The sequence below is a fragment of the Bacillus cereus group sp. Bc010 genome, assembly GCF_027716745.1.
GTDB lineage: Bacteria > Bacillota > Bacilli > Bacillales > Bacillaceae_G > Bacillus_A > Bacillus_A pacificus.
In genome coordinates, this window is sequence record NZ_JAQFUY010000005.1 from 201,669 (window position 1) to 212,969 (window position 11,301).

Here is an 11,301-nt window from a genome sequence, read left to right on the forward strand (position 1 = left end):
GATATGTATGAAGGTAAAAGCGTTACTCAATCTCAGGAGTAACGCTTTTACTGTTTAAAGATTTTTTATTGAAAACCTCAATAGCTCTTTCATATATTTCTTTATCAATACAAAATCTTTCTGTTATCCAATAATTAAGTTCAGAAGATGTAAGGCTTTGTTCTCTTTTCTTATCTTGGAAATATTGTTTTAAAACATTATCATTAATAGAAGTTGGAATACCATCGATATAACCGAAAATCTGAATTTTCTTTAATACAGGAGATGTATGCCAATCGTTAGACTTTGTAATGAGTTCTTTCATACTTGATAAATCTATTGGCTCTGTATGTAAGATTTTTGCTGGACCTGGATTTCTAGTAATTTCAATCTTATTATTTGAGACTTCATAAGTAAAAGTTTCCCTTACATTACTTACTTGAAATGATTCATAAAGTGGATAAGCTTGGAATAAAGGTGCACAGTAACCAACATCAACATAGTAAGGCTGCTCTAAGTTAACGCGTAAGCATAAATGTCCGGGATTCATATACAAATAATGAACGTCAAAACCAAGGTTTGATAATAACCAATGAAATCCAATTGAGTGCGTCCAACAAGTACCCCCCAGACCTTTTGTAGTAATACGGTTTATGTATGTATCAATGGAAGGGAAATAATTACCTGTTTCATTACCTTTTTCCCAGTCAATTATTTTAGTAAGAGTTTCCCACTTTATTTTTTCTTGATGAGCTTTAATAAGCTCATTTAAAAACTTTAAGCTAGTAGGTTGATTTGTAGTACCTAAAAATGATAGAAATTTATTTACTAGTTTTTCTTGAGACATTTTCTGATCCTTTCTATATAGAAATCGTTTTTGGTATTATTATACAATAGATATCAGAAAATACAGGTATTTATTAATGGAGTGGGAGAGAATTATATGTCTATGTCGCTATATTATAAAAAATCCGGGAGAAATTAGGCCATGAACTAATTTTTATGCCGAGTGTAGCTGCGGTTATAAAAAATGAGCAAGAAGATATTTTATTTCAATATCCTGGCGGGGAATACTGGAGTTTGCCAGCTGGAGCAATTGAGCCTGGAGAAACTCCAGAAGAAGCAGTAGTTCGTGAAGTGTGGGAAGAAACAGGATTGAAAGTGCAAGTAAAAAAACAAAAAGGGGTGTTTGGAGGAGAAGAGTATCGCCATACATATCCGAATGGCGATCAAGTAGAATATATTGTTGTTGTGTTTGAATGTGAAATTACTAGTGGAAAACTGAAATCAATAGATGGTGAATCTTTAAAACTACAATATTTCTCATTATCTGAAAAGCCTCCTTTAGCACTACCATACCCAGATAAAATATTTTTATAGATGTAAAATAACACACCTTATTTATTGAAGGTGTGCTATTTATATAACCCCGTTGTATACATTTCCGTCAATGTATGTACTATCTCTTCTAACTCTAATTTTTTATCATTTTTCACAATCGTCCAAAGAAACATCTCATTCATTGCGAACCAAGCACGTGCTACAGTTTCTTTATTTAATTCAGGATGCGCTAACCCATTTTCTTGAGAGTATGTAATATCTTGCGTAATGCTGTTTATAAATCGTTCTCGAATCTCATCCCATTTTTGACGTATCTCTTTTGATAGCCCGATTGCTTCTTCTACAACTTGTAAAATAGCTCGTTCTTTCTCTGCTAGTTGGAGGAATGCCCTCACTTGGTTTTGAATCATATTACGTGCTTCTTCTTTTGTTTGAGGAGAAAAAGAGCGCTCAGCAATATCATAAAATTGATTCATAACATCTTCCATTAAAACGGTGAGGAGATCATCTTTGTTTTTGAAGTATACATATGCCGTTCCATAACCAGTTTCTGCATGTTTAATAATTTGCGTAATGGTTGTTTTCTGAAATCCGTTATTAATAAAAACAATGTATCCGGAATGTAAAAGTTTCTTTTTAGTTTCTAAGGAGCGGTGTTTTCTTGATGAAAGAGTAGTGTTTTTCAAAGAATCACCTCTTTATACTGAAATATCTGAAAATATAACTGTATTGTAAAAGAAATTCATATATAAAGTCAACTGACATAATATCATTGACGTTATATCAACTAAGGTGATATATTTCAATTAGTTAGAATAAAAAGAAAATTAAGAGAAGGTGACACCATGTATACAGAACCATTTCAACCAACTTATGAGTATGCGCTTGAATGTGATAAACATGATGAACTGAAAGATTTTCAAACTGAATTTTATAAAAAAGAAGGAACAATATATTTAGATGGAAACTCATTAGGGCTACTTTCAAAAAGAGCAGAAAAATCATTACTTACTTTGCTAGATTCATGGAAAGAGTACGGTATTGACGGCTGGACCGAGGGTGAGCATCCGTGGTTTTTCCTTTCGGAGAAATTAGGTGAATTGACTGCGCCTCTTATTGGAGCTTTACCAGAAGAAACTATTGTAACCGGTTCCACGACAACGAATATTCATCAAGTAATCGCAACTTTCTATGAGCCGAAAGGAATTCGCACAAAAATTCTTGCGGATGAGTTGACATTCCCGTCCGATATATATGCACTTCAAAGTCAAATTCGTTTAAAAGGATTAGATCCAGATGAGCATTTAGTACGAGTGAAGAGCCGAGATGGTAGAACACTTTCTGAAGATGATATTATTCATGCAATGACAGATGATATCGCGTTAATTTTATTACCTTCTGTACTATATAGAAGTGGCCAAGTTCTTGATATGAAACGTTTAACAGCGGAAGCACATAAGCGTGGTATTCATATCGGATTTGATTTATGTCATTCGATTGGTTCTATTCCGCATCATTTCAAAGAATGGGATGTTGATTTCGCTATTTGGTGTAATTATAAATACTTAAATGCAGGACCTGGTGGTGTTGCTGGTCTTTATGTAAATAAAAAGCATTGTAATAGACTTCCAGGATTGTCTGGATGGTTCAGCTCTAGAAAAGATAAGCAGTTTGATATGGAACATACATTAACAGCTGCTGATCATGCAGGTGCATATCAAATTGGTACCCCTCACGTATTAAGTACAGCGCCGTTAATCGGTTCTCTTGAAATTTTTAAAGAGGCTGGTATAGAACGTTTACGTGAAAAATCTTTACATATTACAAGTTACATGCTTAATATAATTGCTCATGAATTAAGTGATTTTGAATTTACAATTGGAAATCCATTAGAGGATGAAAAACGAGGCGGGCATATTTATTTAGAGCATGCAGAAGCAGCACGCATATGTAAAGCGTTAAAAGCAAATGGAGTTATCCCTGATTTCCGTGCACCTAATGGAGTAAGACTTGCGCCAGTCGCTTTATATAACACATACGAAGAAGTGTGGAAATCTGTACAAATATTAAAGAAAATCATGAAAGATGAAGAATATAAACAGTTTGAAAATAAGAGAGAGGTTGTGGCATAAGCATGAAAACATCAGAGTGGATTGATATTTCACAACCGCTAAATAATGATATTGCTACTTGGCCAGGGGACACACCGTTCTCGTATGAAGTATCATGGCCGAAAGAAGAGAGTGGCTCAGTAAATGTTGGAAAATTAACGATGAGTATTCATACAGGTACTCATATTGATGCACCGTTTCATTTTGATAATGAAGGAAAGAAAGTAATAGATTTAGATATTCAAGTTTATGTCGGCCCAGTACGAATCATTGACGTTTCTAATCTTGAAAGCATCGGAAAAAAAGAATTAGAAAACTTTCATTTAGAAGGAGTAGAACGGTTGTTATTACGCACATCTTCACATGGTAAAGTGAATGAATTCCCAGATGTAATCCCGCATTTACATGCAGATATAGCACCGTTTCTTTCAGAGAAAGGTATACGTTTAATCGGGGTGGATGTACCGTCAGTTGATCCATTAGATGATAAAGAATTAGAAGCGCATCATCAATTGTTTAAACATGGCATACACATTTTAGAAAATGTCGTACTAGATCACGTAGCAGACGGCGATTATGAATTGATTGCATTACCACTTGCCTTAACAGATGCAGATGGAAGTCCAGTTCGAGCAGTTATTAGACCAATATAAGTAGAAATATATAAAAGGGGCGTTTGGCTAATATGAAAGAAAATGAAAAGGTAATTATGGAAAAAGGGATTCATACGGACTTTAAAGAGAATATGACGTACGGGGAATATTTACAATTAGATAGTTTACTATCTTCTCAAAAGAGATTATCAGATCACCATGATGAAATGTTGTTCATCGTTATTCACCAAGCAAGTGAACTTTGGATGAAGCTTATTTTACATGAATTACATGCAGCAATTGAATCTATTAAACAAGATAAATTACAACCAGCTTTTAAAATGTTAGCGCGTGTATCAAAAATTCAGTCGCAAATTATTCAATCTTGGGATATTCTTGCGACATTAACACCATCCGAGTACATTGAGTTTCGTGACTCGCTCGGTCAAGCTTCAGGTTTTCAATCGTATCAATATCGTATGATTGAGTATGCGCTTGGTTATAAAACGCCGCATGCATTAAAAATTTATGAAAAAGATCCAGAATTACACGCTCGACTTCATACGGCGCTACATGCACCAAGTTTGTATGATGTCGCAATTCAAGCACTTGTAAAAGAAGGATTCCCTATTCATAAAGATGTGTTGAATCGTGATATTACGCAGCCTTATGAAGAAGATGCCACGGTAGAAGCGGCATGGCTTGAAGTGTATGCCGATGTGAAAAAGTATTGGAACTTATACCAACTTGCTGAAAAATTAATCGATATTGAAGATTGGCTACAACAATGGCGTTTCCGTCATATGAAAACGGTAGAACGAATTATCGGACATAAAATGGGAACAGGTGGCTCTTCAGGTGTATCTTATTTAAAACGAGTACTTAATCAACGATTCTTCCCAGAGCTTTGGAATGTTCGCACGAAATTATAGAAACAAACCTGTCAGCTAAACTGACAGGTTTGTTTTTTTATTTGAATTCAATTATGTTTTAATAGAAGCTACAACATATAAATAAATGAAGTGATTTTTTAAACGGAGGTAAAGTTTTGAATTTCAAGCAGCTAGAAAATAAATTTGAAAAGAAAAAAGTGAATACATTTCTTGTTTATCAAAAAGGAGAATTAACAACCGAGTATTATAAAACACCCGAATGTACAAATAACTTATATAAAATAAATTCGATTACAAAAAGTATAGTATCTTTATTAATTGGTATTGCAATTGATAAAGGCTATATAAATGATATACATACACCTATTACAGAGTGGATTGAAAATGTACCTGAGGGAAAACAGGATTTGACTCTGTATCATTTATTAACGATGACTACAGGAGAAGATTGGAAGGAGTTTGGGAATGGAGTTGTTTTCCCAAATGATTTTGTAGAATCGGATAACTGGGTGCAGTACATATTAGAAAAACCAATAATTGAAGAACCGGCTACAAAAATGAATTATAACTCAGGTTCTTCGCATTTACTTAGTTACATTATCCAAAAAGCTACTGGAATGCCGACAGAGCAGTTTGCGAAAAGGTACTTATTTAATCCGTTAGAGATTACAGAATATGAGTGGCAACAAGATTCCCAGGGAATATATGTTGGTGGTTTCGGTATGAAAATGAAATCTAAAGATTTATTAAAACTCGGAATATTATGTTTGCAGAATGGATATTGGCAGGGGAATGAAATTTTATCATCGAAATGGTTAGAAGAATCAAGTACACCTCTATTTGAAACGTATGAACATGTCGGGGCATATGGATATCACTGGTGGGTATTGAATAACGAAAGATTTCACATACCGTATTGTATGTACTTTGCTATGGGATACGGCGGGCAATACATCGTTGTCATTCCGCAGTTAGAGGTGGTTGCTGTAATTAGTAGTCATATGCCTAAACGTGGGCTCGTTCCATTAAAGTTATTTATTGAGCATGTACAGGAGAATTATAAGTTTGTATAAGAAGAGGAGGGACTGTATGGGGGATGTAAAAACATTATCTTTATTTAGACTATGTTTAAGCCTTCTAGCATTTAGTGCAATCATTACGCAATTTATAATACGGGCACAAGTGAAACCGTTCAATCCAGTTAATTTTTTCAGTTTCTTCACTATCGAAAGTAACATTTTAGTTGCATGTATTCTCCTTTTAAGTAGTATCGGAACAGCTACATTTGGTCGATCAGAACAGTTTGGTGTACTTCGTGGTGCAGCGGCTGTATACATACTTACGACTGGACTCATTTATTTTTTATTATTAAGAGGGTTAGAAGAATCACTTCAAACCGCAATACCATGGGTAAATACGGTGTTACATTATATCATGCCAATTGCCATGATTTTAGATTGGATATTAAATCCACCAAATAAGAAAATCACTTGGAAACAAGCCGCAAGTTGGCTCTTATTCCCGTTTTTTTACGTTCTATATAGCTTAATACGTGGTCCAATCGTGAATTGGTATCCTTATCCGTTTTTAGATCCGAGAATAAGTGGATATGGTAGAGTACTTTTATACAGTATAGGAATAGCAGTTGTAATTGGTGCTATTTGTATATTGGTAAGATTTTTAGGGAATCGAAATTTTAGAAATGAAAGAAACCCGGCTGTTTAAATTCATAACAGCCGGGTTTTTTTCGTTTTATCCCGCATTAACGGGCAGTAAGACCCCCTCTTCAAAATTCAGCGAAAGCAAAGAAGTTAGGTGGGGATCTCAACTGCCCGTAAAAGCCCGATTGGTTCAACTAATAATCAGTGGGGGATGAAGAAAACCCCCACTGATTAAAGTTTCACTTTATCTACTCGTTTTCTGAAACGACATTTTAATAAATTTCTCCGTCTTCGTTTCAAACTCTACATCAACAAAAACACCATATTCTTTTCCATCCTCACGTAGCCACAATTTAAATTTTTCAATTGTTATTTGAACGGTTTTTGGTTTTCTACCTATATGAAGGTAATCAATAATCTCCGCTTTTGGGTATTGTTCTTTCGTTTTCTCTACAGCAAGTTTACCCCATTTCGCATAAGGTGGCTGAGCATGAACAATTGATGAGCCTGTATATACATTTGAACATGTTATTAGGAACAGAAGGACGAATGCGACACGCTTTAACAATTTCTTCACGATGAACTCCTTTTATCCTTTTTTATCCCACTTTAATGGGCAGTAAGCCCCCCATCTCAAAATTCAGCGAAAGTAAAGAAATTAGGTGGGGGTCGGGCTGCTCATAAAAGTTCGATTGGTTCAACTAATAATCAGTGGGGATGAACAAAACCCCCACTGATTAAAGTCTCACTTTATATTGTTTACATATTTTTTCAACGATATTAGTTTGGATTTTTTTGTCTTCTTTACATAAAAGCGAGGCTTTTACAAAACATAACCAAGAAATCATTTCCGTAATTAAGGAGGGAAAATTATGCGCCAAAAAGCTATTTTTAAAATAGCAGTTTTGCTTGCGTTCATAGGACTGTCTTTCATGGTCAGTAGTATACAACTAAAAAATGTAGAAGCCTTTTCTAATCAGGTCATTCAAAGGGGAGCATCTGGCGAAGATGTCATTGAACTGCAATCTCGTTTGAAATATAACGGGTTTTATACAGGAAAAGTGGATGGTGTTTTCGGCTGGGGTACATACTGGGCACTTCGAAATTTTCAAGAGAAATTCGGTTTACCTGTTGATGGTTTAGCCGGAGCTAAAACGAAGCAAATGCTCGTGAAGGCAACGAAGTATGATAAGTCAACTGCTAATAAAGGAACGACAACGAATAAAGGAAATAGTGGTGGTACAGCACAAGAAAATAAACCACCTCAAAATAAAGGGACAAATGTTCCAAATGGTTATTCCCAAAATGACATTCAGCTTATGGCAAACGCAGTATATGGAGAATCTCGTGGTGAGCCGTACTTAGGACAAGTTGCAGTCGCTGCAGTTATTTTAAATCGTGTTACAAGTGCATCATTTCCAAATACTGTTTCGGGTGTGATTTTTGAGCCAAGAGCATTTACAGCGGTAGCAGACGGACAAATATATTTAACGCCAAATGAAACAGCGAAGAAAGCTGTATTAGATGCAATTAATGGATGGGATCCAACAGGAAACGCATTGTATTATTTCAATCCAGATACTGCAACAAGTAAATGGATTTGGACTCGTCCACAAATTAAAAAGATCGGGAAACATATTTTCTGTAAATAGAGCGGAGGTGGAACTATGTTACGAGGTATTATAATCGTATTATTAACAGTTGGTGTAGTCGGGACAGGATACTGGGGCTATAAAGAGCATCAAGAGAAGAATGCAGTATTAATTCGGGCAGAAAATAGCTATCAACGTGCGTTTCATGATTTAGCGTATGAGGTTGATTTATTGCACGATAAAATTGGAACAACGCTTGCGATGAATTCGCGCGCATCTTTATCGCCTGCATTAGCAGATGTATGGAGATTAACATCGGAAGCTCGTTCGGATGTAGGACAACTTCCTTTAACATTAATGCCTTTTAATAAAACGGAAGAATTTTTAGCGAATATCGGTGATTTTAGTTACCGTGCAGCCATTCGTGATTTAGAAAAAGAGCCGTTAAATGATCAAGAATACAAAACGTTGCAAACTTTATATTCCAATGCAGGAAATATACAAGATGAACTAAGAAAAGTGCAACATCTTGTTTTGAAAAACAATTTACGCTGGATGGATGTCGAGATGGCACTCGCATCAAATCGTGATCCTGCAGACAATACAATTATTGACGGATTAAAGACAGTAGAAAAAAATGTAACATCGTATTCTTCTACAAACTTCGGACCTACCTTTACAAGTGCACAAAAAAATAAAAAAGGTGGATTTGAAGCAGGAGGAAAAGCAATTTCAAAAGATGAAGCGGCGAAAATTGCAAAATCGTTTTTAAATTTAAAAGGAAATGAAAAGGTAGAAGTCGAGAAAAGCGGAAAAGGTGCGAAAGAATCTTTCTATAGTGTGAAAATTAAAGATGAGGCAACGAATAATGAGTTTTATATGGATATTACCGGGAAAGGTGGATATCCAATTTGGGTTATGAATAATCGAGAAATTAAAGAACAGAAAATTAGTTTAAACGATGCGGGAAGTAAAGGTTTGAAATTTTTAAAGGACCATAAGTTTCATAATATGGAGCTTTATGATAGCTCACAATATGATAATGTTGGTGTATTTACGTATGTAGTAAATGAGAATGGCGTACGAATTTATCCAGAAGCAATTCAAATGAAAATTGCTTTAGATGACGGTTCTATCGTCGGATTTTCGGCGAAAGAATATTTAGCATCACACCAAAAACGAACAATCCCTTCGGCAAAGCTAACTGCAGCAGAAGCAAGAAAGAAAATAAACCCTGATGTAAAGGTAATGGAAGAGCGAAAAGCAATGGTAGTAAACGATTTGCATAACGAAGTACTTTGCTATGAATTTGTAGGTACTTTAGGGAAAGATACGTACCAAATTTTCATTAATGCAAATAGCGGAGCAGAAGAAAAAGTGAAGAAAATGCAAGCTGTTGAAAAAATTTATGATTAAACTTGAATGGTAAAGTGGTGAGAATAATGAAGATTTTAATATACCTATTGATGGTTTGTTTATTAATAACTGGATGCAGTATTGGAAAAAAGGATAATCCAAACGAAAAGCCCGAGCAAAAAAATGTTTCAATGAAAAATGTTAATTATACAAATAAGTCAAATAAGCCAAATGAAAAAGCAGCGGACCATTTAGCATCTTTAGCGGCAAGTGTGCCAGGTGTAAATGATGCGACAGCGGTAGTAGTTGGGAAATATGCTATTGTAGGAATTGATGTAAAAGCGAAACTAGATCGAACACGTGTTGAGTCCATAAAATACTCTGTTGCAGAAAGCTTAAAAAACGATCCTGATGGTGCTAATGCAGTCGTTGTAGCAGATGTTGATACGTATGAAAGACTGAAACAAATTGGAAAGCAAATTAAAAAAGGAAAAACAGGTGAAGGTATACTGGATGAGTTAGCAGCAATTGTTGGCCGAGTAATGCCACAAGTTCCAAATGACATGATTGAAAATCGAGAAACGAATCCAATAAAAGATAATGATAAACAATTACCAAAAGATGAAGAACAAGAACTGAGAAAAGAACAGAATGACCAATCAAATAATCATTTAAATAAATAAATTTAACCGTAACCCTGTACTAAATTGTACAGGGTTTTTCGATATAATATTAAATATTCAGTTTATTTTCAAGGGAATATATGGTTTAATTATTATGGGAGGGACAACTGTTATGATGAAAAAAAGCACATTAATATTATGTAGTTTATGCTTAGGTTTCAGTATGACAGCGTGTGAACAGAAGAAAGAAGTAAAAAAGCAAACAGCGACTTCTTCTACTGTGATGGAAAATCAAAAGAAAGAATCTATCAATATAAATCATTTCTCCAATATAAATGAAGGAATGACTTATAAAGAAGTGAAAGATTTAATTGGTTTTGAGGGGGATTTACTCATAGAAGAAGGGGTGGAACATTCTACACAAATTAAGCAAATCTTTGCTTGGAAGGGAAGCAATCCAACTGCATTAGTTGAAATTACATTTTTAGATGGCAAAGTACATTCTAAAGTGCAGCAAGGTTTAAGTTAATAAGTAAAAAATGGGAGAGTTTATCATGAACATACATACAGGGGAAATTCAATTAGTTCCGTATAAAGAGGAATTTAAGGAAGTTATACAAACATTTACTTTACCAAGTGAACAAGTTCAATTTACATCGGACCCAGTTGAATTATTGAAAAAAGCAAAAAATGATCGTACAAAAAATGTGATTGTTATTTTAGATTACAATGGGGTACCTGTTGGTCTTTTTGCATTGCAAACAGGAGATAGAGTGCAGGAGTTCACAAAAAATGAGAACGCTTTACTTTTAACTTCATTTTCTATAAATCACAATAGACAAAGGAAGGGATACGCTAAAAAATCACTGGCACTATTACAAGAGTTTGTACAATGTTATTTTCCGATGAAAAATGAAGTTGTACTTGCTGTGAATGAAAAAAATATTCCTGCACAAAATTTATATGAAAAAGTTGGCTTCCAAGACAAAGGTTTTAGAAGAATGGGACCAATTGGTCAACAAATCATAATGCATTTACCTATCATAAAATAACGAGAAAAAACTTACTCTTGTACTGAAGTGACCCCCGAAAACGGGACACCAATCAAAACACCTAAACCACTTGTTCCCTAAATTCTTTAGGGGATAGGTG

Annotated in this window: 13 protein-coding genes and 1 pseudogene; 11 read left to right on the top strand and 3 right to left on the bottom strand. The window is 34.8% G+C overall.

What is annotated here, in order from left to right:
- Positions 1-22: 22 nt before the first annotated feature.
- Positions 23-826 carry an arylamine N-acetyltransferase gene (locus PDQ68_RS09450; RefSeq protein WP_016717659.1) on the bottom strand — a complete coding sequence of 268 codons (804 nt, stop codon included), beginning with the start codon at positions 824-826 and terminating at the stop codon, positions 23-25.
- A 96-nt stretch (positions 827-922) separates the two neighbouring features.
- On the opposite strand from PDQ68_RS09450, the pseudogene PDQ68_RS09455 reads away from it, so the two are divergent.
- Positions 923-1,359, top strand: a pseudogene (locus PDQ68_RS09455) (NUDIX hydrolase).
- A 35-nt stretch (positions 1,360-1,394) separates the two neighbouring features.
- On the opposite strand, the gene PDQ68_RS09460 reads toward PDQ68_RS09455, so the two are convergent.
- Positions 1,395-2,006, bottom strand: a complete 612-nt coding sequence (locus tag PDQ68_RS09460; protein WP_016717658.1) for a TetR/AcrR family transcriptional regulator — start codon at positions 2,004-2,006, stop codon at positions 1,395-1,397.
- 159 nt (positions 2,007-2,165) lie between these two features.
- Here PDQ68_RS09460 and kynU point away from each other — a divergent pair, with 159 nt between their 5' ends.
- From kynU to PDQ68_RS09485, 5 genes are all read left to right on the top strand, one after another.
- Positions 2,166-3,452, top strand: coding sequence for a kynureninase (gene kynU, locus PDQ68_RS09465; RefSeq protein WP_061182491.1), 1,287 nt, complete (start codon positions 2,166-2,168; stop codon positions 3,450-3,452).
- 2 nt (positions 3,453-3,454) lie between these two features.
- Positions 3,455-4,084: an arylformamidase gene (kynB, locus tag PDQ68_RS09470; RefSeq protein ID WP_061182492.1), complete on the top strand. Its 630-nt coding sequence runs from the start codon at positions 3,455-3,457 to the stop codon at positions 4,082-4,084.
- A gap of 32 nt (positions 4,085-4,116) precedes the next feature.
- A complete protein-coding gene (gene kynA, locus PDQ68_RS09475) occupies positions 4,117-4,956 on the top strand; it encodes a tryptophan 2,3-dioxygenase (RefSeq protein ID WP_016717657.1) in 840 nt (279 codons plus the stop codon).
- 116 nt (positions 4,957-5,072) lie between these two features.
- Positions 5,073-5,990 (top strand): serine hydrolase domain-containing protein, encoded by a 918-nt coding sequence (locus PDQ68_RS09480; RefSeq protein ID WP_061182493.1) that lies wholly within the window; start codon positions 5,073-5,075, stop codon positions 5,988-5,990.
- 16 nt (positions 5,991-6,006) lie between these two features.
- On the top strand, positions 6,007-6,642 hold the full coding sequence (locus PDQ68_RS09485) for a Pr6Pr family membrane protein (RefSeq protein WP_016717656.1): 636 nt from the start codon (positions 6,007-6,009) through the stop codon (positions 6,640-6,642).
- Between the two features lie 180 nt (positions 6,643-6,822).
- Here the strand turns inward: PDQ68_RS09485 and PDQ68_RS09490 are convergent, their stop codons facing one another.
- Positions 6,823-7,155, bottom strand: a complete 333-nt coding sequence (locus PDQ68_RS09490; protein ID WP_016717655.1) for a DUF3889 domain-containing protein — start codon at positions 7,153-7,155, stop codon at positions 6,823-6,825.
- A 295-nt stretch (positions 7,156-7,450) separates the two neighbouring features.
- On the opposite strand from PDQ68_RS09490, the gene sleB reads away from it, so the two are divergent.
- The 5 genes from sleB (at position 7,451) to PDQ68_RS09515 (ending at position 11,201) form a co-directional block, all read left to right on the top strand.
- The gene (gene sleB / locus PDQ68_RS09495) at positions 7,451-8,230 is read left to right on the top strand and encodes a spore cortex-lytic enzyme (RefSeq protein ID WP_001249040.1); all 780 of its coding nucleotides are present in this window, start codon (positions 7,451-7,453) and stop codon (positions 8,228-8,230) included.
- A gap of 15 nt (positions 8,231-8,245) precedes the next feature.
- Positions 8,246-9,586: a germination protein YpeB gene (gene ypeB, locus PDQ68_RS09500; protein WP_000943716.1), complete on the top strand. Its 1,341-nt coding sequence runs from the start codon at positions 8,246-8,248 to the stop codon at positions 9,584-9,586.
- A gap of 26 nt (positions 9,587-9,612) precedes the next feature.
- Positions 9,613-10,209, top strand: a complete 597-nt coding sequence (locus tag PDQ68_RS09505) for a YhcN/YlaJ family sporulation lipoprotein (protein WP_000697993.1) — start codon at positions 9,613-9,615, stop codon at positions 10,207-10,209.
- A gap of 112 nt (positions 10,210-10,321) precedes the next feature.
- Positions 10,322-10,678, top strand: a complete 357-nt coding sequence (locus PDQ68_RS09510; protein ID WP_000976539.1) for a lipoprotein — start codon at positions 10,322-10,324, stop codon at positions 10,676-10,678.
- 25 nt (positions 10,679-10,703) lie between these two features.
- On the top strand, positions 10,704-11,201 hold the full coding sequence (locus PDQ68_RS09515) for a GNAT family N-acetyltransferase (RefSeq protein WP_016717654.1): 498 nt from the start codon (positions 10,704-10,706) through the stop codon (positions 11,199-11,201).
- The last annotated feature ends 100 nt before the right edge of the window (positions 11,202-11,301 follow it).

Coding starts and splice junctions, on each gene's coding strand:
- PDQ68_RS09450 (WP_016717659.1), bottom strand. CDS start 826: ATGTCTCAAGAAAAACTAGTAAATAAATTTCTATCATTTTTAGGTACT.
- kynU (WP_061182491.1), top strand. CDS start 2,166: ATGTATACAGAACCATTTCAACCAACTTATGAGTATGCGCTTGAATGT.
- kynB (WP_061182492.1), top strand. CDS start 3,455: ATGAAAACATCAGAGTGGATTGATATTTCACAACCGCTAAATAATGAT.
- kynA (WP_016717657.1), top strand. CDS start 4,117: ATGAAAGAAAATGAAAAGGTAATTATGGAAAAAGGGATTCATACGGAC.
- PDQ68_RS09485 (WP_016717656.1), top strand. CDS start 6,007: ATGGGGGATGTAAAAACATTATCTTTATTTAGACTATGTTTAAGCCTT.
- sleB (WP_001249040.1), top strand. CDS start 7,451: ATGCGCCAAAAAGCTATTTTTAAAATAGCAGTTTTGCTTGCGTTCATA.
- ypeB (WP_000943716.1), top strand. CDS start 8,246: ATGTTACGAGGTATTATAATCGTATTATTAACAGTTGGTGTAGTCGGG.
- PDQ68_RS09505 (WP_000697993.1), top strand. CDS start 9,613: ATGAAGATTTTAATATACCTATTGATGGTTTGTTTATTAATAACTGGA.
- PDQ68_RS09510 (WP_000976539.1), top strand. CDS start 10,322: ATGATGAAAAAAAGCACATTAATATTATGTAGTTTATGCTTAGGTTTC.
- PDQ68_RS09515 (WP_016717654.1), top strand. CDS start 10,704: ATGAACATACATACAGGGGAAATTCAATTAGTTCCGTATAAAGAGGAA.